Origin of the sequence: Paenibacillus sp. FSL F4-0122 (genome assembly GCF_038002845.1) — a bacterium.
GTDB lineage: Bacteria > Bacillota > Bacilli > Paenibacillales > Paenibacillaceae > Paenibacillus_AQ > Paenibacillus_AQ odorifer.
This window is the reverse complement of the sequence record NZ_JBBODI010000001.1, coordinates 5301116-5325843: the sequence shown is the minus strand read 5'-3', so window position 1 is coordinate 5325843 and position 24728 is coordinate 5301116. Positions and strand designations below refer to the sequence as shown.

The window sequence follows — 24728 nt, the reverse complement described above, 5'->3', positions numbered from 1 at the left end:
TGTTGTAGATGTTGATGATGTTGGTGATGTTGATGTTGATGGTGATGGTGACGTTGATGTTGACGTTGACGTTGATGGTGATGTTGATGGTGACGTTGATGTTGACGTTGATGTTGTTGGTGGTGTTGGTGATGTTGGTGATGTTGGTGATGTTAGTGATGTTGATGTAAATTCAAGCGAACGGAGTCAAAGTCAGCAAGTCAAAACACAAAACAGCGGTTCTCTCATATTGGGGAGAACCGCTGTTTTGTTGTTTTTTTATAATTAAAATAGTTAATCATTGCTAAGGAATACACCAGCTTGAATACGTTGACCCATTAATGTCGCGTACGGAGCATGCGTCCAACAAAATAAAGCATTTGTTTACGTGTGAAAAAACGTGACATTTGAGCTGAAATATAGTTTGTAAATCCTGGGACAGCAAACACTTTTTTAGCTTGAAGCGAACGAATAGCCACTTGAACCACATTTTCTGGAGTATCTCGTTTCCCGACCGAAGCTTCATCGGCTCCTACAACATTAAAAAATTCTGTTTCCGTAGACCCCGGACATAACGCAAGAAATTGTACGCCCCGTTTCCGATTTTCCTCCCATAGCGCTTGTGTAAATGATAATACAAAAGCTTTTGTCGCTCCATATACAGCCATATTAGGAAGAGGTTGAAATGCTGCTGTTGATGCAACGTTTATAATCACTCCGCTTTTTCTTTTTAACATCTCTGGCAAAAACAAATGGGTCAGATCTACAACCGCCAATACATTTAGCATCACTTCTTCATGTTGTCTCGAACCAGATAGTTGTTCAAAAAGCCCATGCGTAGCAAAACCTGCATTATTAATAAGAATATCAACGTTCAAGCCACGTTCTACACATTGTTGATAGAGCCTCTCAGGGGAACCTTCTTGAGATAAATCAGCAACTAGAACCTCCGCTTGAATTTGAAATTCTCGTTGTAATTTTTCCGCTAAAGCAATCAATTTATCTTCAGAACGGGCGACTAAAATTAAGTGACTTCCTTTGGCTGCAAGTTCTCGAGCAAACGCTTCACCTATACCCGAAGAAGCTCCGGTAATCAACGTCCATTTATTTTGAATTGTAATCATTGTTATCATCTCTCCCTTTAATGACTATTCAGAAACAGTGTTTCAATATGAATCATTGTATCCAAGTGAGGTTTCGTTGTCAAATAAAGTTCTACACATTTAATTATTGGCTATTTCTCTTCTACATCAGTAAAATAAGGTTTAGAAATAACGGCTATCTAAAAAAAGCTAAAGTAAAGTTCTAAGGAAGTGAAACTACATGCAAAAATCGTCCGAAATATCTTCTATAGATGCTCAATCTGTTACAACCTACCCAAAAGCAAAACAACAGCATGCGGAAACATTAAGACTGAACATTATCGAAGCCGCTGCGGCCATCATGCATGAATCCGGACCCGAAGGTGTAACTATTCGCAAGGTTGCTGAAAAAATGGAATGTCCCACAAAGATCATTTATAACTTGTTTGGAAACAAGGAAGGTTTAGCGAAGGAGCTTTTTTTGCAAGGGTGTAAATTATTAGCTGCTGCCTTTCAAGCGGTTCCAAAACAAGATAATCTAAATTTATATCTTCGCGAGCTTGGACAAGCTTATTGGGATTTCTCACGGAATCATACCAGCTATTATATGGTTATGTTCGGAGGGGCCTTTAGTGAATTCAAACCGGAGGAGGAAAGCTTACATGCTATCTTTACGGCACTACAACAAGTGATAGCCCTTATTACAGAAGCGATCGAACAAGGGTTTATTAATGAGAAAGACCCTCTCCTTGTTGTTAACCTGGTATGGGCGTCATTGCATGGCGTCATTCATCTGCATTTGGGTGGACATATTCAAAATGAGGAAACTGCTAAAATATTGTATGATAGATCGGTCTCCAATTTAATTCATACCTTCTTTAAAAAAGATAAGTAATTCTAAAAAGCCTCTTTGCAAGTCCCTCCTCAACAAATTTAAGCCGTAATCTTGGGATATCCTTTGATCACGGCTTTTTCAACATAATAAAAAACACAAAAAAACGGCATTTCTGCCGTTTCTTCATCTCTAATTATGTCCGGCGCATATATGCACGCACAGTAATAGGTGCAAAAATCGCAACAATCACAGCGGCTCCGATAAGTGAGATAGCGAAATCCCAGCCTACGGTTCCAGAGTTAGCAAGCTGCCGGACAGCTGACACAAGATGCGAGATTGGATTGACTTTGACAAACCATTGCAGCCAGTTAGGCATCGTATCTACAGGCACGAAGGCGTTGGATAGAAACGTAAGTGGGAACAGCACAATCATTGATATCCCTTGTACGCTGGAAGCGGTTCGGGCAATCACACCAAAGAAAGCGAAAATCCAGCTAATCGACCAGGAGCAGACGATAACCAAAAGCGCAGCAATTGCGACATGCTCCAGACCGCCATCAGGTCGGTAACCCATAATATAGCCCATGACAAAAGTAAGCACAGTTGCGATCGTATATCGAATTGTATCTGCCAACAAAGCTCCGGCTAATGGGGCTATTCGGGCAATCGGCAATGACTTAAAGCGGTCAAACACCCCTTTATCCATGTCTTCCCGCAGTTGGACCCCAGTGACGATGGAGGTCGTGATTACAGTCTGCACTAGAATACCAGGAATAATAACGGGCAAATAGCTCACTACATCTCCTGATATGGCTCCACCAAAAATATAAGTAAACATTAGTGTGAAAATAATTGGCTGCAGCGTTACGTCGAACAATTGCTCGGGTGTGCGACGGATTTTCAATATCCCGCGATAAGCCATCGTTAACGAGTTACGAACAGATTGTTTGAAGCTCGTATGGTTTTTCAATTGTCGGGTCGCACCTGGACTAATAGTAGATGTTCTCATACTCATGCTCTTGCTGCCTCCTTATTAATTGATTCTTGTGACGCTTGGGACGGCTCATCCGTAACTCCATGGCCAGTGATCGTCAAAAACACTTCATCAAGCGTCGGTTTCTGCACACTCATCTCCGCAAGTGGAATCCCCGCTTCGCGGAGTGCAATAAGCAAATCAGTGACTAAATCAGCGTTCGCCATCGGTGCAGTAATTTTCCCAGCCTCATTCGGCACAATAGACTGGATATGCAGCACATGTTCCACAATCCGGCGCGCTTGAGCGATATCTTTAAGATTTTGGACTTTTAAGTGCAGCGAGGTGGTGCCCACTGAAGCTTTTAGCTCATCCACGGTGCCTTCTGCAACGACATGGCCATGATCAATAACTGCAATGCGATCGGCCAGCTGATCGGCTTCTTCAAGATACTGTGTAGTTAACAGCACTGTTGATCCTGTGTTCACCAACCGACGAATGGTATCCCACATTTGCGAACGTGTCCGTGGGTCCAGGCCTGTTGTTGGTTCATCCAAAAAGATAAGCGGAGGCTGGGCAATCAGACTCGCTGCAAGATCCAGACGTCGGCGCATACCGCCAGAGAAATTTCGAAGTGGCCGTTTCGCCGCCTCCGTCAGACCAAACTCTTCTAACAACTCCGCTGCCTTTTGCCGCGCCTCTACCCGCCCTAACCCTAAAAGACGTGAAAAGATAATCAGATTCTCTGTAGCACTAAGTGACTCATCCACAGAAGCATATTGTCCCGTAACCCCTATCAATTGCCGAACAATCTGCGACTCCTTTACCACATCATGCCCGAAGATTTGCGCCGACCCCACATCCGGACGAAGTAACGTAGCCAGCATCCGAATTACCGTCGTCTTTCCAGCCCCATTGGGACCAAGAACACCGTAAATTGTGCCTGCCTTAACGTTTAGATTTACTTCATCAACTGCGCGATTGTCACCAAACGTTTTGACGAGCCCACGCGCTTCGACGGCCCAATCTCCAGGGTTGGGCTCAATTATTTTTTTGCGTTCATTTACCATTACAATTCCTCCAACGTTTTAGTTTGTATTGTGATGGTAACTCCCTTTTATAAACTGAATTTAAACAACACAAAAAACCGGGGAGCGCGATCTCACGCCTCCCGGTTTATTACTTCTCCTCTGAGTCAGCCTCAACATATTCTTTAAGCGCAAACAATTTATTAGCCCAATAACCTTCAAAAAAGGCAAGCCAATCTTGCAGCTCCAGCAAAGGTTCTGGCTGAAGCTTATACCGGGTCTCCCGTCCGACTTTCTGACTGCTAACAAGCTGCGCATCGGACAATACCTGTAGATGCTTATTAACAGCGGTTCGGCTGATCGGGTAGCAATCCGTAATAGATGCTATAGACATTTCCTTATTAGCGAGCAGCTTTAGCAGACTGCGGCGGGTAGGATCTGCTATCGCCTGAAATACATCATGTCCTGCTTCAGCAACCGGCATATTAAGCCTCGATATAAGCAGGAAGTTTTTCTTGGACGATTTTTTCCCAGCCGCTGTTCATAAAGCCGCGTACGATTGGATGTGGTTGTCCAAATTCAGTAACTTTTTCAGGGTCCCATCCAGAATGAATCAAGGTAAATTCAGTTTTCCCTTCGATTTCTTTCAGTTCAAAAGCAAGATGCCAATCCTTCCCCCAATTAAAACCAACACGATTCGGAGGATCAACTTCGGTTACTTTACAAGGAGAATCTCCGAATTGTCCAGCATGCAGGATGAATTCATGACCAACAACAGGCTCGAATGTACTAGGCATCCACCAGGCTGCCATTCCTTCTGCCGTGGCAACAGCTTTCCAAACCTTTTCTATTGGCGCATCTAGTAAAATCGTTTGACGAATTTCTTGTAAGGGTTCTTGAGTTTGCATAATAAATAGCCTCCAGCATTCAATTAATATAACACCTTTTGGGTTCACTTTTGATTATAACACCTATAGGTGTTATGTCAATTTACAGAATTCCCTAATTCTCCGTTCGTTATTCAACGTCTCAATCCCTCAATAGTATCCTTTACAGCTATAAAAAGGCCCCTCCCTCGGTCATCCCGAAGAAAGGGCCTTCCTATTTCATCAGCTCTATGATCAGTTTCTTGGCTTGACAGTTACTGTGATTTTCTCACTAGATGTCTCGCCTGATGCATTGACTAATACTGCGTAATATTCATATACACCTGGTGCTTTATCTTTAAGTTTCGTAACTGTCATCTGAGCCGCAGGGGTAGCCGTGTTTAGTGTCTGGGTGTCGATCACTTCTCCATTCTCATACAAACGGTACTCAGTACCATTGGTTCCCCACCACATATTCATCACAACGTCATAAGTTCCATCCCCGCTCCAGTTGTCGTGGGATACTAATGGTTTGCCCGGCACTGCATCGATAACAGTAAGGGTAAGCGGATCGCATATCGTCGAGCCGAAGCTGTTTACCAGCTCGCAAGTGTACGTGTAGGTTCCATTTGTTTTGCCCACAATATCCGTACTCAATGTCTGCGCATTCGGTGAGCTGTCTGTCAGCATCTGGGTACTGATCAGCACATCGTTTTCATAGAGCTTAAACTCGGTACCGTTGTTCCCCCACCAAAGATTCATCGTGACGGCATAGTTGCCATCTCGAAGCCCGGTGTCGTGCCCATTATTGTCAGATAACACTGGCTTTCCAGGGGCACCACCAGCAAGCGGAGTTGTATTCTGGAGCCATTGTGACCAACGGACTAGAACCTCTGCCTGCTCAGAAGTGAACACCTGATTACTCTGGAGGTTCACTTCACTATTAAAAGCTTCCAGCAAGCTGTGAACTTCTGCGCCAGCATGCTGCTCAGCTTTTTCTTTTGCGTTAGCCAGCTGCTGCAAAAGTGAGTTGGTTACGTTTTCTAAATCTGGAGCACCCGTCTCAGCTGCAAAAGTTTCGGTTAATGCCGACAAGCTGTCAAATGTCGCATATACACTAAACGAATGCTCTGCCAACCCGACATTGCCCGCCGCATCCTCGGCTTTCGCAGTTACACTATGAGTTCCCGGTTCCAGCGTATACGCCTTTACATCTGCGAGCGTTGAATCACATGGCGAATAAGTGATGCCTGATACAGTATCAGCTGCACTACAGGTGATGTTTAATGTCTGCTCTATGGTATAGGAAATCTCTCCGTTAATTACCACCTGTGGTGCGGTCCGATCAATCTTCACCACAGCAGTCTTCTGCGGCTGTTCCACATTACCCTCTCTATCAACGCTCCAATAAACTAACTTATGTGTTCCTTCATTGGACAAAATAACTGAATTCCCGGTTTGCTGCTCGCCATCGTTTACTGTGAAATAGGTTACCGCAACACCAGAGCCCGCATCTGTAGCTGTGAAGGTTACCAACGTATCCTTGTTAGTCCAACCTTGTGGCGCATCATCCATTGTCACCGGAGCTGTATGATCTGCCCCTTTTACTACACCATAAAAGCGTAATTCTGCCATGTTTCCAAACCAATTACTACTATTATAGATCCGGATATAACGATAGGCTTCTGCATTACTAATACTTAAGGTCTGCCAATCCATCGTTTTTCCTGCAGGAGAGGAGATTGTCGTCCAGCTTGTATTATCATTCGAACCCTGAACCACAGTCCCATTGATTCGTGTAAAATAATTATCTTGCCTGGAAAGCACCTCTGCCTTGGACAGCTGAACCCTATTCCCTTCTTTAAAATCAAACGTTATAAATCCTCCATATCCACTGCCATTTACCCGAAAATCCGTAATTGAGCCTGCATTTCCATCGAATAATGATCCCGCAACATTCCTGAGATCAGTGGATGTTCTCCCACTGGAATCACTTAAATTAGTAATCGCAAGCACATTACTAATCAACTCGGTCTCATCGGGAATGTACAGAGATGAACCATCTGTAGTTGATGTTTTTTCCGGCCCCTCGATTCCCTCCTTTGTCTTGTATTTAATACTAAAGTTCACAGGTCCAGGTTGTACGTTATTGCCCATCACCGCTTCAGCCGTCCAATTGATCTTATCGACAGTAGCAATGGTTGCGACTTGACCCTGAATATTGACATTCACTTGGTTTATTGCATCGCTTGCTTTAAAAGACAATTTCACCGTGTTCCCAGACACAATTCGTTTCTGGATACTTTGGTCGGAGCTAATGGACACCGCATCAAGCTTTGAATTGATTTTAACATCACCATACAAACGTAGTTCAGCCATGTTTCCATACCAGTTGTTTCCATTGGTGATGCGGATATAACGATAGGGTTCTGTGCTGTTAATCGTCAACGTCTGCCATTCCGGCGTATTCCAGGCTGCATTAGAGATCGTAGTCCACGTCACATTGTCGTTGGAGCCTTGCACCACTGTTCCATTAATTCTGCCCGCATAATTATCTTGCCTTCCGATTACTTCTACCCTAGACAGCAATGCCTGGCCACCTTCTTTAAAGTCAAAGGTTAGATAGGCACCATAACCACTGCCATTTAAACGAAAATCCGTGATAGAACCTAAATTATTATCAAATAAAACTTTTGCTGTTGCCAAAAGATCAGCCGGATTCCTTCCACTGGAATCGATTAGATTTGCTATCTCAAGCACATTAGCGACAAGCCCTGTCTGATCTGCAATGAATAAAGTAGAACCATCTGTTGTAAAAATAGTCTCTACAGCTGCCGTTTTATAATTGATTTTAAATTTCACAGTACCTGATGGAACATTTTCATTCACCACAAGCTTAGCTGTCCAGTTGATATTGTCCACAGAACTGACTGCAACAGGTTGACCCTGTATATTGGCCGTGACATTATGGATCATTTCTGTAGACTTAAAGGATAATTGAATCGTATCCCCTGGAATAATCCGATTTTTTAAGCTTTGATCTGAGTGAATGGACACGGACTCTAATTGATTTACTGTCTCATACCGCTGGCCAAAGATTCTAAATTCAGCAATTTCCAGCATAGTACTCGAAGGCTTTATCATTTCCATTTTCAAAAATCGGAATTTTTCATGCTCCAGGCCTGCTTGAACCTCTAGTCTCTGCATCTCTTCAGTAACTGTTGTCAAACCGGGAGTTAAGCGGGTCCAATTTTCTTTGTCATTCGATCCGAACATTGCAACGCCGCCAATTCTCTCCGGAAAACTAGCTCTTACCTGAAGCTCAAAGCTTTCTGCTGATATTTGAAAATCCGGTCCTAAATCCATGTAATGCGCCCGATCCTGCGCTGTATAATACCCCACAAAACTATCATTTGTGTTGTCCAGCAGATTCGGGACTGCATTACCAAAGGTTGAGCTGACAAACATATTCGTAAAATTAACACTTCCATCTTTCATTAAAGGCGTCAATTCTTTAAGACTTTGCACTGCAAGATTCAGGTCAAATAACTTCTGATAGAAGACCTCGTCAGTGACATTAGTAATTACATCCATTACCTCAGCATGCACTTGCTTATAGTGAGCTAACGTTGCCGAAATGTAAGGCACATTAGCATGATAAGGAGAAATGACAGCGTTGACGGCAGAATGCCGATCATTCGCTACTACAACAGTAACATCCTTGGTTGTAACCGAAGTGCCGTCTGAGGCACTCACTACAAAGGAGTACGTTCCCGCATGTGCTCCAGACCAAGAGAAAACACCTGAAGTTTCATTAAACAGTGCGCCCTCAGGTAATTGATCCGCTTGATAGGCAACAACAGCCGTTGCACCTGCGTCTGTCGCAGAGAAATCAAATTGAATTGCCGCTGTAGATCCCTCATAGGTAAATAAAGATACCGGTGCCTTCCCTGATGTAAATACTGGAGGGGTAAGCTGTGCCCCAGCTTTTAAATTAATATGGTCAATATCGACTGTTGTCCCATTTCCTTTCACATTAAAATAGACAAGATCGCTGAAGCCTTGGAACTCATTGAACGCATACTGGATATACCTCCATTGCCCCTTTGTATCAGGCAGCGTAACGGTATCGCCAAACACCTCCATGGTTGCTATGCCAGTAGTCCGAATCTTAAAAGCAATGGTTCGTTCGCCGCTGCTTGCACCCACATAAGCAATTTTACTGCCCTCATCTGTTGCGGTAATCTCAACGTAAGTAGTGTCTCCTTCTTGTTTTGTGGTGGAGTGACTATCAAGCTTCGTGTACCGGTCTTCTAGTTCTCTCAAATCTGGATTCGTTATCCCCTTCGGCAGATTGAGCGTACCCTCGCCCTCTGCTTCTTTAGGGATGTACAGCCAATAATCCCCGCCTCCATCCGGAGACTCCCAATAGAAAGGCAATCTCTTAGTAAACATCTCGCTAAAGTAAGGAGCTTCAACCTCCATATTTATTCCAGCTGTATATTTATAATAATAATAAAGGTCATAGACATTACCGCCAATTCTCCCCCTGTAACCGCCAGCCAAGTGTTTATAGATAATCGTTGGATTTCCATTTACATCTGTATGTGCCGCCACTGGAATCCATGGTGTATCATGGCCAATCATATACTGCGCAAAGTAGTCGGCAGCTTTTAAAATCCGTTGATCTAGAAATTCATACGGACCCACCGCATTTGGCGCACTAGAAACAGTCCCCTCTACCGGATCTACCTTTGTTTCCTGAGCCAATAATAAACGTGATAAAATCTCTACATTCGTTATATCCCCAGCGCCATGCGCCTGATCTCTGCCCATTTCAACATGCTGAACTACTGGAGGATTAACTTTTTCCCCTGTTACAATATTTGTATCAACCCATCTGAATAATGCTTTTATCGCGCCATTTTGCCCCTGATCGACAGCGGTTTTATTGACGGTAAACCATTCAACTCCCTCATTGTACCTATCTTTATTTCCTGTAAAAATATAACCTGACATAGCTCCAAGCAGCGGATAAAGATGCTGGTTCATAAAACGATCATTGGTGTGTTGGAATGTTTCAATAACCGGATTAATAAGATTATTCGTAAAATCAGCGACATCTTGTTCCGTCCATTTCAGCTCTTCAGTTTGAGTACTTGTGTACCTTAAGATTTCCGCCGCAGTAACCATTCGATTAAGCGGAATTCCTGTATGAATATGTGCATCATTAAAATACACGTATTTCTCAGGGTCCATCTGTGACCAAATCCGGATAATATGCATGGCATTAGCTCTGTAAACCTCATCACCCGATATTACATACAATAGAGCTTGTGTATAAGCCTTCAACCCATCCGCTATAAATCTTGAATTAAAGCCTTGGCTATTAAAAGCATCGCTCGCTGGTTTCAACGGATCCGCACCACTCTGATTGTTGGAAGTGACCGTTCTTGAAGCTGCCGGAGAGAGAAGCATCTGATTATAATAAGTGATCCAGGGTTCTTTTTGCGCCCGTACCTGTGTCCTAATATTCTCAAGAATATCCTTGGTCAGGCCAACACCCGGATGTTTGAATCCGCTTTCATCTATAACCTCATTAATGGCAGGTTGGTAATCCGTAATTATCGACAGCTCTGTCGATTCTACTGCGGCTCCTTCTGCTGATAAAGGCACTAGCGTTACCAACAAACTTAAGGAAACTGTGATCCTAAAAATACGTTTAAGCGATTTTCCAAAGAGTAGCCCTCTAAGTGAATTCATTGTTCTCCTCCATTCATTTACATCCTCTGATTTAATGCAAATAAATACCGCTGACAAATTCATTCACTACAAAATGTTTGTTATTCAGGTCGACAATAACCTCTCCATTAATCTGGAGATTATAAAAATAAATGTCCTTCACACCTCTTTCCTCGTCATAGCCGAATATACGGGAAGGATGGGTATTCTTCCCATTGTAGTGGATATCGCTAAATTCAATATTTTCGATACAGCGTCCTGGCACCGGATTATAGGTTTTATTCCACACCACGCGGACATCAAACAGCTGACCTAGTTCGAAATCCTCCACCCGGATATTTTTGAAAGTAACCTTACGAATGGTATTGTTGTCCCCTGCACAAATTGCCATAACGCCCCAATAATTTTCCTGCGGCTCGTGATGTTCAAGCACATCGATATTTTCGAACCAAATATTTTCTATAAAATCGCCATTATGTTGGTGATCACCATGAATACCGACATGTATGGCATGAGCGACGTCCGCCCAGAGTATGGAATCTTTAACCGTGATATGGCGTGTGTCTCCATAATACTCTCCACGACTGCCGTAAATGGCAATGCAATCATCAGAAGTTCTCAAGAACACATCTTTAATATCCACATTTGAGCTAGCCATCATATCAATTCCATCACACCAGCCGCGTGTACTAAAAGCTTTGAAGTTATGAATGCGAATATGCTTAGACGCTCCGATATATATACTGTAATGCGGAGGATCAAGCGTGATGATCCCTTCGATCTCAATCTGTTCAGAATGCTGGATTTGAACGCCTCTTAAATAAGTCGTTTTCTCCATATCCGCCAAATACAGAACACCTCTGCCGCGAACAACAACATTCTCAGCATGGTCAATCATTATGGATCCACAAAGGATCGCGCCTCCGGCAATATAAACGGTGGTCCCAGAAGGGATATGCAGCATTGGATTCTCGAATTGATGAAGCCCGGGCATAAAATATATCGTCTGACGCTCCCCGTTAGCCCTTTCTGACAAACGCTGAACTTGTTCTGCGATAGCCGCAAATTGATGTATTCCTGGTTGGACAAGCACTACATTATCATCGTCATGTCTAGGAGGGGCTGTCTCCAAGGGGTTGGCAAAAAGATGCAAGTTACTAAAACGTTCTCCATTGATTTCAATGGAAAGCTTACACGGGTGCTCCAATGTGAACAAAAGGGTATTCTCTTCGATTTGAAAGGAGATTTGGGATGCCAAAGGGCGAATAACCGCTTGTTCAATCTGTTGTTTTTTACAATGAACAGAGACCTCCACCGTGCCATCCATATCAAAATAAACCATCGATGTCGACCGAACCTGATGCATATCCACCTTTGCTTCAAAAACAAACAGAGATTGCCATACCCCACCAGGCTCTCTTACGCTTACTGTAAAATCGTCTTTCCCCAGGGCTTCATTCGGCTGCTCATAAATAATTAATTCGCTCATTTCTACCTCCGTTATCTTAGAATCAACTCTCTTAAGGGTTTAATAAATAGGCTGGAGCAAGCTTTTGCTCCAGCCTATCATCCAGTACTAATCAGCGGGCAACCGCTCTATTTACGATCCGCCAACACTTTATTTACTTCATCCGTTACTTCCTGACCTCCGGCTTTTAGCCAGCTATCCTTGAAATTATCAAAATCTTTACCCGTGTTCGCTTCTCCTGTAATCGCCTTGATAACAAACGTATCTTGTAACGTCTTCAGATTGCCCCAATACTTGGGTTTGCTTGTCAATACCGCTGGGCCTAGTACATCAAGCAATGGTGTAACACCTGGAGTGATCTTGTCTCTCAAATCTAGCAATTCTTGTTTTACCGTATGTTTTTCCATTGAAGTGTCTGTGGAGCTAAGTGGATTATAGAAATTGCCCGCTCCCATCTTCGGAGCACTAACCTCTTCATCCGCTTTTGGAATGGCAAGGTCCCCTTCCATATCATAGCTCACCCCCAATTGACCGAAACCTGTCAGCAGAAAACCTTCGGAATCCGTCGACACATATTCAAGAATTTCCATAATTTTATGGCGTTTTTTCTCATCCTTTTCGAGTTGAACACCGAACAATACTGGCGCCTGTCTTGCACCATACGCGAATGAATAAGCAACGCCATCTGGAGCTGTAAACGGCTTGCCAGGCACGAATATTTGACCTTTCTCTAGACCAGGTTTTGCGACAAACCCAGATTCTTTATAAAAATTGCCCCACTTCCCGTTATCCACCATACCCACTTTTTGATCAGCAAATTTAATATTGATTTCGTTATTATCACTAGTTATGAATTCAGGATCAATCAGACCCGCTTTGTACCATTTGCTCAATAACGCCAATGCTGATCGTGTCTCTTCTGTAACGCCTCCATAAACTACGTTCCCGGAAGCATCCTTCTTGAATTGATAAGGGGAAACAGCATAGGCTGAGAACACACTTGTGAACAATTGTTCTGGAAGCTTGCCGCGGCCGATTAAGCCGTAAGTATCTTTCTTCCCATTTTTGTCCGGATCTTCATTAACAAATTTGGTGAGTACATCTTCAAGCTCTTCCAATGTCTTGGGTGGTTCTGAGTAGCCAATATTTTTCAGCCACGCTTCATTATAGCCCGGAATAAATCCATCAAGACCACCTGGCCAAATTTTCGGGATCCCCCAGTTTTTTTCGTTGTATAAGCCTACGCCCCATGCCCCGGAATCAACGGAATCCAATGCTGCTGCATATTTCGGCATCAGGGATTCAATTTCAGCCTTATCAATTGTCGCAATGATCCCTTGATCTGCCCATTGCACCATATCCGTTTCGTTTGCATCGACCGGGAAGATATCAGGAATATCTCCAGAAGCTAGAAGCACCGAAAATTGTTCTTTCCAAGTTCCACGTTCCAATTTAATATTTTTGATTTTTACATTAAATTTCTTCTCTAGCTCGGTTTGCACATAGTTACCGTCTTCTTCTGGCGTATTAAAGTTGTTCGCCCAAATAATTTCAATCGGAGCTTCAGCTGCTGATGTCCCCCCTTGACCTTGATTCGTCGGCTTAGCTTCGTTAGTGCTATTATTCGCCGCATTCCCGCCACAACCACTCATGACAAGTGAAGCCGATAGGGCTATCGCAGCAATTTCCAACCATTTCTTGGATGTATGCCTCATATTCTTTTATTTCCTCCCTTTTCTTGTTCATCTATATATTTAGACAGCTCGCGGATATAGCGGACTGTTTAAACCATTCTGAGTCTTCTAACCCTTAAGTGATCCAACCATAATTCCTTTGACGAAGAAACGTTGCAGGAATGGATAGATCATTAATATAGGCAGCGCTGTAAACATAATAATAGCTGCTTTGACCATTTCAGGAGCCTGCTCATTAGTAGGAAGTGGTAACATCGGATCTCCTTCGGCTGAAATAACAAGCCGTCTTAAGAAGAGCTGCAGTACAATCTTTGATTGATCCTGCATATATAACATTGCATCAAACCAAGCGTTCCAGTGCCCTACTGCAGTCCATAGGGCTAATGTTGCTAGAACAGGCTTCGACAGCGGAATAACAATCGTAAATAAGATCCGCATATCATTAGCCCCATCTATTTTAGCTGAATCCTCCAGTTCCTCCGGTATACCCATAAAGAAATTTCGCAGGAGCAGAAGATTAAACGTGCTGAGCAGGCCGGGGACAATATAAACCCATAACGAATTTATAAGTCCCAGACTTTTGATTAGCAGATAGGTAGGGATAAGCCCGCCGCCAAAAAACATCGTTACAACAATGAACATTGTATAAAATCCCCGGTGCGGCAAATATTTGCGAGACAGCGGATATGCTCCCAGTGACAGAAACACCAGTGTCAGAGCCGTTCCTACAACTGTGCGAAAAACCGTATTCCCCATCGTTTGCCAGACCGTATCAGTTGTCAGTACACGCTTCCAAGCAAAGAAGGAAACTTCTTTAGGATAGAAATGAATTCCCGGCCGAAGGGCTTCCGCAGGTGTGCTAAATGATATAGAGAGCACATGCAAGAAGGGATAAATCATCGTAATACAAAGAATGATTACAAATAGGATTAGAAAGACTTGGAATACTTTTTCACCAGTGGATAGCTTCAATTGTAGTTACTCCTTCCTTACATTCATTCATTAATAAAGACCTTCCTGCCCCATTTTTTTCGTTATGAAGTTTGCAAATAACACCAGGATAAGACCCACCACATTTTTAAATAATCCAACAGCCGTCGTTAGACTGAACTGAAAGTTTTGCAGACCTATCCGGTACACATAAGTATCTAACGTATCCGCCACTCCATATACTGCTGGTGAATAAAGTGTTAAGACTTGATCGAAGCCAGCATCCAGCACACTCCCTACCCGAAGAATAAGCAGAATAGCAATCACCGGCAGGATCGAAGGAATGGTGATAAATAACGTTTGTTTCCAGCGATTGGCTCCGTCCAGAACTGCAGCTTCGTACATTTGGGAATCAATGCTTGCTAATGCAGCTAAGTATATAATTGTTCCCCAGCCGATTTCCTTCCATATTCCTGACATAACGAGCGTAAAGCGGAAATATTTCTCGCTGCCTAAAAAGTAAATGGGATCAAAGCCGAGCCACTGAATAATATAATTGACCACACCCGAATTCGGAGATAACAGAGTGATCAATATCCCCCCAATAACGATCCAAGATAAAAAATGGGGTAAATAGGAAATCGTCTGTGCAACCTTCTTGAAGAAGGAAAACCTAAGTTCGTTAAATAACAGCGCCAATACAATCGGTGCAGGAAAACCAAAGATGATATGGTAAAAACTGATAATAAGCGTGTTCTTAATAATTTTCCAAAAGTCGGGTGAAGCTGTGAACAAATATTCGAAATGCTTAAAGCCGACCCAAGGACTTCCCCAAATTCCATCACGAATAAAATAATCTTTAAAAGCCAGTTGAATGCCATACATCGGGCCATAAGCAAATACGGTATACCAGATGATCACGGGAGCTAGTAATAAGAATAAATATTTGTTTTTTTTGTATTGGCGCCAAGTATGTGTCCACCTCGAGACTTTCGGCTTAAGATTCTCTCCCTGTTTTTGAATGCCAGCAGTGCTTGCCGGGTTCATAGTTGTTTTCTCCTTCCGAATACGATTTTGCGTTAAGACTGTGTCTGAACACCCCTTACGTTAGGGCATTGTAAGCGCTTTTTCTATTGTAAATTCATTAAAATCAGTAGATTATCTTCGTATTGGGGCTATAATTTTTCAAACAAAAGAAAAGACAATCGCGAGACGATTGCCTTTTCCACATGGATTGGAGAATTATGCACTTGAATGGCTCGAATGGTTTGCATTGCCTGCATTCCTATACTGGACCGGTGTAACTCCGTAACGTGTTTTGAATTTGTTGTGAAAATATTGCGGGTTACGATAACCCACCTGAGCAGAAATCTCAGCCACGGACAGCTGCTTTTTTTCTCTTAATAAATCAGCCGCCTTCTCCAACCGCACTCGGGTTACATATTCAGTGAATGATTCATTCATAACGGTTCCGAACAAGGTAGAAATATACGATGGCGCCAACGAAGCAACCTCAGATAATTTATTTAGCGATAAATCCTCTTGAATATTATCATCGATAAAGATTTTTAATTTATGAATGATCTCCGTATGTGCGTGATTACCTGACTCTTGAATATAAGCTGTAATTTGTGCTGATAAATCACGAATGGAATCAAGTGTTTCGGCCAACGTTTCCTTTTTGAACTCATCGAACAGACTGGAAGGCGAAACGATTTGTTGCAGATCAAGCTCAATAATGGTCTGATACAGAACCGTAACCAACTGAAGCAAGCCTAACTCAACCGTCTCCAATTGGACATCACCTTTCTCCAGGACCCTCTGGAAATCGTCCATAAACCTGTTCATCGTAACGTCATTGCCTGCCTTTAATGCATTTTTATAAAGATCAAAAGAGAATAAGTGTGGCGTAACATCGTTGAGCGGGATATGCGAATACCGCACAATAGCTTCCGAACCATAGATAAACCGATAACGATAGGCATGTAAGGCATTTTGATACGAAAAGGGGATTTCTTCAGGTGCCTGAACCTTCGATCCAAGCGCTGCTCCAAAGTGTAGTTGCTCGGGTAACCCATTTTTTATAAGCTCCAGCTCCTTCAATAATAAAAGCTCCAGCTCTTCGGGATCCTTGTTCAACTCACTGAAATAGATAATCGCCGCTTCCTGCGTATTCAAGCTGACGAATTTATAAAAGCTATAGGCAGCATGCTGTTCATAAAAAGCCCTGAATTCCTCGCAATCTCCCTTGGTTATACGAATATAGCTAGTCATGTAATAACATTGCAAAGGTAAATAGTCGTAGTAATCCGAGCCAACACCTGCACCTAATACCAGATTTTTTAGTTCATTCACTTTAGCTTTAGATTCTAAGGTTTCGATTTTTTGACCTAGCTTTGAGATTGTACTACCAATAATAGCAAACTCATTTTGCGAATAGTTTACGGTGCCTGGATGATAAAAGCTGCGAACATTGTTTACAAGCTTCTTCATAGGAACATATACACGTTTGGAGATCAAATAAGCGAATAGAAGCCCAATTAACAATACCAGGATACAGCTGATAAATATTTGACTCTTCAGCTGCTTTGATGAGGATACAAATGAATTCATAGGCCGTATTAATACGTATTTCCATTGATTATTCGAGGTTTGGTCATTTTTAAAAGACAACACATATTTGTCGCGTTTATTATAATGAATTTCCTTATTATTCCCCGCTGACTCCATCCATTGCTTAGCAGTCTTAAGCCCCTCTTCGACGTTCGAGCCCGTATGGATAATAGGGCTGCCCTTTTCATCAAAAGCATATAGCTTTTCCATCGGCGAGCTCATCGTGCTGGAAATCATTTTATTGATGTATTCTAAGCTAACGTCAATATACATGGTTCCGGTTGATGTTTTTGATAAAGCGCCATAGGGAAGGGCGATTGCGTAAGTCAACACCTCTTCTTTATCCGATAACGTTCTATAAGTCCAGCGGTTTAAGGCTGGTGTAACTGATGTTTTTAAGAAGGAAGCATCTGGAGAATTGTCCAGCTTCGAATAAAACTGGCTGTTATCGATGATATAATTACCTTTCTCGAAGTATGTGGATATTTTGTAAACGCCTTCATTAGTAAGCTTGAAAATTTCGAGATCCTTGCGAAAAGCTAATATTCTGCTCGTATTACCTTCCCATTCACTGTCCAGTAAATAATTCAGCATAGATTGATTCTCTAACGACAAGGTAGACACTGCTCGGTTGCGGATACTGTTTTCGTATTTTTGCAGCAGTGTATTTTCCACAAAATCACTTGAAGTCATCAGTCGTTGCTTGCTGTCTCTGGCAATCTCATCCACCATTAAGCGATTAGCCTGAACATACAGATAACTGCCCACAAGTCCGATTAAAACAACGGCTAATAATGTGAATGAAAAAATCAGATGGGTAAACAATGTGCCTCCATTTCTTAGTCTGCCGCCGATCTTCATCACAAGCCCCCCTTTAGTTCATAACCCTATCTCTGTAACTTTCTAAATTGAAAGCATTTATAATTAAAGATACTAAAATGCACCAACTTTAGCCATTATAAAATCTTCTGTTTAAAGATAACGCATCTTTATAAAACCGAAAAAAACAGGCTTCCCCGAAATTAATCGCTGGAAACCTGTTTATTAACCTATACGAGATAAAAGTAACTTCAATGCCCCCGCTCCCTTTTTAAATATTCCTTCACCCATGCAATCCATTCTAACCTGTGCGTATACACAAGGATTACAAAGCTCCCAAGCCATACCCATAGGATAGGAGCAGACCACTTACTGATGCACAAATAGACAAAAAGGAGCAGCATTCCGCTAACCACTTGCACACCATCCGAGACAGGTGAATTTCCTCTGCTTTTGTACCCGCTGCCGAGCACTTTCAACACTGCCAGGATGACCGCTAACGCTAAAGAGGCTTTGAATCCTGTCAATGCACTCCATACCCCAAAGGTTACGGCAATCGCCTTCCCTCCTTTTCCTTTAAGAAATGGAGAGAAGGCATGACCGGCAATAGGAGCTAAGGCAAGCGGAATAATGAAATAACCCTGACTATAATGGCTTCCCATTACCCATAAAAGAGGCAGATATCCTTTTAAAAAATCCAACAACACCCCAAAAATTCCGAATTTATACCCAGATGACTTCCAGAGATTCAAAGCCCCCGGATTACCGTCGCCTATGACCTTTAAATTCTTTTTACGCGCCAGCCCAAGCCAATAGGAAAACATAAGAGATCCCGACAAAAATAAACCCGCGACCCACAATATGATCATTAGTCCCTATGGCCTCCCACCTGGATATGCCTTCCTTTCCAGCTTACATGCCTCAGAAAAACGACCTGATATATCGAATAAAGCATAATCAAGATAAAGAAAAGAGTAGCAACCACGTGAAATACTGGAATGACGATGCCAAAAACCCCTACATATTTAATAAAATAAAAGAGCTGGAACATATAAAGGAGATAACCAAAAAGTAACGGCAATCCCCAAGAAGTATTCGCAAAAATAAACACAGTTTCTGAGATGATGAGCCCGACCACCCAAAGTGCAATTGGAATAATCGTCCGCGGGCTTAACGTTGAGGTGCTTAAGACAGCCCCTTTACTGAAGCCTTCAATTTCACTTTTTATCCCCTTCGGATACATACGAAAAGATACTAAGCCATAACCGATAAAATTCCTAATGGGAACACCTGCCGCGATAAACTTCTCTCCTAAAGACAAATCATCCAGCACTTCAGATTTAATGCTTTGATGGCCATTAACCTTTTCATAATCCTGCCTTAAAGCTAGAATACACGAACCGTATAATCCTTTTTTGGCGTTATTCTTTTCAAAAATAGATGTGAATGTGAAGATCCCCAGCATATTCATAATTAAGGCAAGTTTCTCAAACAGCTTTTCTGTATGATGAAAAGGAACTACCGAAATGACACCTTTCGATAGCTCCCTTGCTTTTAATAATGAGGCCAGAGCGTTAGGCTTTAACCGGATATCTGCATCCAGAAAAGCAAAAATATCGCCCGAGGCTTGCAAATATCCATTCCATACTGCCCAGCTCTTGCCCGTCCATCCCTCAGGGAGACTGCTATTTGCAATAACCTTAACTCCATAGCTTTCAGCAATTTCCTTGGTCCGATCCTCCGAGAAGTCATCCACAACAATAATTTCATAGGGGGTAATGGTTTGGAGCTGGAGTGAGTCGAGCAGAAAACGCAAATTATATTCTTCATTCCTTGCGGGGATGATGATGGACAATTTCTCCGGTCCTTGAAAATATTCTTGATCAGCGGCCAATATATTCTTTCTAAACAATATAAAACCGGAGAGACATCCAACACCTATAATAATTAACAACCACATGTACAGCTCCCCCCTCCTATAGCTATATATATGAAGGGTTAGTCCGTAATATATTCAATTCAAATTTAACCGACATTTACTTTTGCTGAGTAATGATTAAGCTTTTCTGTACACAAGAGCATAACGATGGCAAAAAAAACGATCATCGCAGGAAAAATACCCAGCGTGAATTTCGAAGCTAATAAGCCGATAAAAGGCGGCATCAGCGTGGTGCCGGTATAAGCTGTTGCCATCTGAAAGCCCATAATTGACTGAGCATGTCTCTTCCCGAATCGTACAGGGGTTTCATGTAGCATACACGGAAAAATGGGGGCTAACCCTAAACCTATAATCATAAATCCTACAAGTGAAACTATAGTTGGAAGCGGCAATACTAACAGCACCGTACCGATTAAAGCAATGAGTTGACCATATCGAATAAGCTGTTTATTACTCATTTTAAAAGTAATGAAACCCGTCACCATTCTACCAAAAGTAATCCCTAGATAAAAAAAAGATACCCATGTCGCTGCAGTTGATGCAGGAATATCTTTAATGTTTACAAGAAAGCTGCTCCCCCATAACCCCATACTCGTTTCTATGGCAGAATAAAATAAAAAGGTTAACATCGCTAGCTTCACCCCTCTTAATTTCCAAGGTTTTGTGTTCTCTCCGGCATGCTCTAGCTCCGGATGATTGAACTCGGGATCACTTTCAGCATTCGGGTGGTTATTACTCCCAGCCACTCTATCCCATAAAGGCAGTGTAACGAATAGAATAATGACTAAGCTCAATTGTATGTAAGCAACCGTAAGATAACCTTGCCGCCATAGACCTTCACCAGAGATAAAAGAGCCCATAATAATAGGACCCAGCGTGGCGCCCACTCCCCAGAAACAATGTAACCAACTCATATGATGGGCTTTATAGTGCGTAGCAACATAACTATTTAATCCGGCATCTACAGATCCCGCACCTAAACCGAGTGAAATCGCAGCAACAATTAACCACACTAACGAAGGTGACCATGCAAAACCAAGCAACGCTACAGCAGTCATGATGCAGCTAACAAGAGTCACTTTCCCCGTACCAAAACGTTTAAGGATAATGCCACTCATCAAACTGGACACTATTGTGCCTACTGCAATGACCATCGAAAGAATTCCAGCCGTACCTAATGAAGCATTTAAGTCCATTCTCATCACTGGCCAAGCGGATCCAAGCAATGAATCTGGCAAGCCTAAACTAATAAAGGCTAAATAAATAATAATAAGAAAAAAAGTTGCCATAGTTATCTCCTTAATTGTTCTCATCTATTTGTTGTGAAACTAATAATCCTAATCCAAGACTTTGTAATCCATTCAGATAATCACGCTTCAAGTTACTCACCGCTAACGCAGGAAGATGCTCCTTCGGAACGTATGTGGCACTTCGCTCAGCGATTTGATTAAGCATAGCTGGAGCTAATTCATCCTCACAAAAAATAATATAATGCGGATTCAAAATAGAAGTCATAGTAGCCACTAATCGACTAATCGCATCCACGCTTTGATTCGATTGCATATTTGATCCACCAGGATCTCCAGTTAATGCCTCTATGAAATTTCTATTGTCATACTGGGGCAAGAATTGAACTTCCCCTGAAAAAAACGTCTTTCCTCGCACAATTTCACCATTGACCGCGATCCCAGCTCCCGGACCATTTTTCCCTAAATACAGATACATTAGAGAAGTATTCTCTTTCAAATTTCGTTGCGTCATATAGCCGATTACAGCCGCATTCATATCATTTTCCACGATTGTCGGAATGGATAGTTGATCTTCTATGTGTTTTCTCAAATCTAAATTCTGATATTTCTCATAACCCGGAATCAGAAAAATCTGCCCATGATTCACCGCACCTGGAACTCCAATAGCCACAGAATGGATTTTAGGATTGGCCTTTTTTTCATCTTCAATAAGCGTGACCAGTTTACTAACATCTTCCTCAAGAATACTGGGCAAACTCCCTTCTTTGATTACCTCACCAATGCAATTATAGATGGTATAATTCGTTTCATTTTTTTCCAAAAAAATAGCCATACCTAACCGATAATTCGGATTGTAGGCATATCTTATTGCCCTTCTTCCACCACTTGACTCATCCAGACCGCTGATCGTTATTTCCCCTGCCTCTTCCATCTGCATTAGAAATTTACTTATCGTCGGGAAACTATATTGTAATTTATGGCTTAACTCTGCCTTCGTTGCTTTTCCTAGTTCTAATAATGCTGTTCGAATATTTCGGATAATTTCAGATTTCATTTGCAGTGAAGGAAGTCGTTTCTCACTCGCCATGGCTCTCCCACCTATAGTCATACTGACTTATTAAACGCATTTAATAAGTCAGTATGACTATAGCAGCAATTAGATCTATCGACAAGTTAATTCTTGAATGAAGACCCTTCAGTAGGGGGTAGATTGAATCAAGGAGGGAGCGTCGACACAGCAAAAAAGAGGGGTAGCCCCCTCTTAGTATTTTTGCATATTCCGTTTCTACTTATTGAAACTATCTACTCTTATTTCTCATCTAACCACAAAATCGCTGTAACGCCACGCGGATAATATTTACTGCCCGTGATCTCACCGGAAATAATCTGATCGCTCCAGCTCCAAATCGACAACTCCGGATGGGTAAGCCAAGCTACGTGAGCACGATCCGCTGCCGCTCCCCGTTCCTCCCATTCCAATCCCAGAATGCTGCGGGCGATGAACTGGGAGAGATAGATTTTGCTGAGCCAGCTATTGTTGCTAGTTGAGGAGATTTTCCAGCCTCCGTCTTCGAATAAGCATACTCCCGGCTGTAACACCGCATGCAGATGCTTGTCGAGTGCGCCAATATAGGCGGCGAACCGTCCATTACGATCAAGAGCTTCTTTGCAGCCTGTAAAGTAAGGGAACACAAGACCTTCGATAGCCGGAATGATCTTAGAGTCATTGCCTTCTCCAATGACAGCCGGAATATACCCGTCTGCTGTAACACTTGCCACCATTGTTGCGGCGCATTTTTCAGCCTGATCACCTGCTGTTTTGGACTGTTCCGCACGCCCATGCTCTGCAAATATTTTCTCCATAGCCAAGTAAGCAGCCCAGCATTTTCCTGCCAGATAAATATTGTTACGAGCCTGACCTAAAGACACATCCAGACTGTCATACGTAGTAATTTCTGCTCCGCCCATCGTACGTGAGCTATCAAGCCCCATGACACCATTTCTTTGTTCAGGATCTGGATGATCGCGATTTACCATGCTATTCAGGCATTTCTCCATAATACTGAGATTACGTTCCATCCAGCCCCGGTCGCCTGTATGCTCTACATAAGTTGCTGCACTCAGCACCCAGTTAACCAATTGTTCATGTGTCATATGTGAGAAACAACCATCAATGCCATAGACCTCATAAGCAGAATATCCCGGACGTGAAACTACGTTGGCTACACCCATATCATGTGTGAAGCTAATTCCACCTGGATACTCTGTATCCTCACCCGGGAAACGCACCGTATCTTCGTAGCTGAATCTTTCCACGAACATATCCAGTTCATTACGTACAGTCCAAGGATTCAAACGCAGCTCATAAAATAACTGATCGACGGTAAGATCAAAGGTATTCATCATCCGGTATTCGCCTTCGTTGACGATCCAAAATGGCTTATTCTTGTAGTCCAGCAATTGTGTGGAGCCATAATAACTACGTATCGCATGCGCTAACATAAAGGTTTGATCTGCGGATAGGTCATCATGAGTAAATCTATCGTTAGCTTGCTCCGCTTCTTGCTTAAGGATATCAAATCTAGCTAATGCATATGCAGCCACTGCCTCTATATTGTTGAAAAAATGATTATAATAATAGGAAGCATCAATTCCTGAGGTGACATAACCTGAACGGTGAAAACAGATAGCAAAGCGGTAAGTTTCTTTTACTCTGGCTGGAACATCCATGAGCAAAGCACCGACTCGTCCCAGCCCAAAGGTCCAATTCTCCTGCAGCTCCTCCGTTAGAATATCCTCCATTGTGAAGTGCAGTGCGGACTTTGCAGTTCCTTTTTCCGCAGCAATTGCAATAAATCTTCCTTGGCCAACGCCAGTAATCTCCGATGATACATCATCCAGTCTTCTCATTCCGCTATACACATCTGTTCCCTGAAAACCAAAGAATGCACGGCGCGAGGTTGCGGATGAGGTGTTGTCCACTTCGAGTTCAACCAGCACTGCAGGCAGCAGTACATCCTTCATTTCTTCTATAGAGGCAGTTTCTGGATCGGGTACAGAACGAACGGGGGACAGAATCCGGAAGGTCAAATCACCCGCACTCCAGCCGTCTGTGGCTACATGAAAATCTCTAGAAATCTCACGCTCTTGAAAAGGGAACAGAATATTCTCCTTGTCAGGATTAGGATCCGGATTCTCGATATCATAGCGTTTGCTCTCGTCCTCTCCTCCGATCTCATGAAATGGCAGTGTGTCATATCCCTTCCCATCAGCACGTTCTAATCCTATGAATATATTTTGTCTAGGTGGTTTTCCAATCTCCAGATCGAAACCTCCACTAGCTCCTTTGAATCCTAAAGTGAAACTCGCAAATGCACCGATCGGTGAATGATGGGCATTAAAAAATTGATTATGCGACATTAATAATAACACTCCTTCCAGCATGGTCCCGGATACTACCGGGCTATATCTCCATGTTATCGATCTTTCCGGAAGTGCAACAGGGTTAAA

The 24728-nt window shown here is 42.6% G+C and carries 18 protein-coding genes; 2 read left to right on the top strand and 16 right to left on the bottom strand.

The genetic code is table 11. The features are described 5' to 3' along the window. Positions 1-32 precede the first annotated feature (32 nt). A complete protein-coding gene (locus MHH49_RS23255; protein ID WP_341138513.1) occupies positions 33-170 on the top strand; it encodes a hypothetical protein in 138 nt (45 codons plus the stop codon). Positions 171-317: 147 nt separating this feature from the next. On the opposite strand, the gene MHH49_RS23250 is transcribed toward MHH49_RS23255, so the two are convergent. Beyond that, the gene (locus MHH49_RS23250; protein ID WP_076146457.1) at positions 318-1103 is read right to left on the bottom strand and encodes an SDR family NAD(P)-dependent oxidoreductase; all 786 of its coding nucleotides are present in this window, start codon (positions 1101-1103) and stop codon (positions 318-320) included. Between the two features lie 199 nt (positions 1104-1302). On the opposite strand from MHH49_RS23250, the gene MHH49_RS23245 reads away from it, so the two are divergent. After that, a complete protein-coding gene (locus tag MHH49_RS23245) occupies positions 1303-1956 on the top strand; it encodes a TetR/AcrR family transcriptional regulator (RefSeq protein WP_036688255.1) in 654 nt (217 codons plus the stop codon). A 133-nt stretch (positions 1957-2089) separates the two neighbouring features. Here MHH49_RS23245 and MHH49_RS23240 read toward each other — a convergent pair whose 3' ends face one another. The 15 genes from MHH49_RS23240 to MHH49_RS23170 all read right to left on the bottom strand — a co-directional run bounded on the left by MHH49_RS23240 (position 2090) and on the right by MHH49_RS23170 (position 24638). Next, on the bottom strand, positions 2090-2905 hold the full coding sequence (locus tag MHH49_RS23240) for an ABC transporter permease (RefSeq protein ID WP_036689061.1): 816 nt from the start codon (positions 2903-2905) through the stop codon (positions 2090-2092). A 2-nt stretch (positions 2906-2907) separates the two neighbouring features. Next, positions 2908-3939, bottom strand: coding sequence for an ATP-binding cassette domain-containing protein (locus MHH49_RS23235; RefSeq protein WP_341138512.1), 1032 nt, complete (start codon positions 3937-3939; stop codon positions 2908-2910). 109 nt (positions 3940-4048) lie between these two features. After that, on the bottom strand, positions 4049-4381 hold the full coding sequence (locus MHH49_RS23230; protein WP_036688259.1) for an ArsR/SmtB family transcription factor: 333 nt from the start codon (positions 4379-4381) through the stop codon (positions 4049-4051). Position 4382: 1 nt separating this feature from the next. Then, positions 4383-4805 (bottom strand): SRPBCC family protein, encoded by a 423-nt coding sequence (locus MHH49_RS23225; RefSeq protein ID WP_036688260.1) that lies wholly within the window; start codon positions 4803-4805, stop codon positions 4383-4385. Positions 4806-5018: 213 nt separating this feature from the next. Further along, a complete protein-coding gene (locus tag MHH49_RS23220) occupies positions 5019-10526 on the bottom strand; it encodes an OmpL47-type beta-barrel domain-containing protein (protein WP_341138511.1) in 5508 nt (1835 codons plus the stop codon). Positions 10527-10557: 31 nt separating this feature from the next. Next, positions 10558-11994 (bottom strand): glycosyl hydrolase family 28 protein, encoded by a 1437-nt coding sequence (locus MHH49_RS23215; RefSeq protein ID WP_341138510.1) that lies wholly within the window; start codon positions 11992-11994, stop codon positions 10558-10560. Positions 11995-12101: 107 nt separating this feature from the next. After that, on the bottom strand, positions 12102-13688 hold the full coding sequence (locus tag MHH49_RS23210; protein WP_036688263.1) for an extracellular solute-binding protein: 1587 nt from the start codon (positions 13686-13688) through the stop codon (positions 12102-12104). Positions 13689-13775: 87 nt separating this feature from the next. Beyond that, positions 13776-14639 (bottom strand): carbohydrate ABC transporter permease, encoded by an 864-nt coding sequence (locus tag MHH49_RS23205; RefSeq protein ID WP_036688266.1) that lies wholly within the window; start codon positions 14637-14639, stop codon positions 13776-13778. A gap of 30 nt (positions 14640-14669) precedes the next feature. Further along, positions 14670-15644, bottom strand: a complete 975-nt coding sequence (locus MHH49_RS23200) for an ABC transporter permease (protein ID WP_340951379.1) — start codon at positions 15642-15644, stop codon at positions 14670-14672. A gap of 195 nt (positions 15645-15839) precedes the next feature. Next, positions 15840-18071 (bottom strand): AraC family transcriptional regulator, encoded by a 2232-nt coding sequence (locus MHH49_RS23195; protein ID WP_036688269.1) that lies wholly within the window; start codon positions 18069-18071, stop codon positions 15840-15842. Positions 18072-18280: 209 nt separating this feature from the next. After that, positions 18281-18898 (bottom strand): glycerol-3-phosphate acyltransferase, encoded by a 618-nt coding sequence (locus MHH49_RS23190; RefSeq protein ID WP_076141892.1) that lies wholly within the window; start codon positions 18896-18898, stop codon positions 18281-18283. Further along, a complete protein-coding gene (locus MHH49_RS23185; protein ID WP_038571814.1) occupies positions 18898-19989 on the bottom strand; it encodes a glycosyltransferase in 1092 nt (363 codons plus the stop codon). The genes MHH49_RS23190 and MHH49_RS23185 overlap by 1 nt, the downstream gene beginning before the upstream one ends. A gap of 65 nt (positions 19990-20054) precedes the next feature. Continuing rightward, positions 20055-21257: an MFS transporter gene (locus MHH49_RS23180; protein WP_076146469.1), complete on the bottom strand. Its 1203-nt coding sequence runs from the start codon at positions 21255-21257 to the stop codon at positions 20055-20057. A gap of 10 nt (positions 21258-21267) precedes the next feature. Further along, the gene (locus MHH49_RS23175; RefSeq protein ID WP_076146471.1) at positions 21268-22305 is read right to left on the bottom strand and encodes an ROK family transcriptional regulator; all 1038 of its coding nucleotides are present in this window, start codon (positions 22303-22305) and stop codon (positions 21268-21270) included. 221 nt (positions 22306-22526) lie between these two features. Beyond that, the gene (locus MHH49_RS23170; RefSeq protein ID WP_076146473.1) at positions 22527-24638 is read right to left on the bottom strand and encodes a glycoside hydrolase family 52 protein; all 2112 of its coding nucleotides are present in this window, start codon (positions 24636-24638) and stop codon (positions 22527-22529) included. Between the last annotated feature and the right edge of the window lie 90 nt (positions 24639-24728).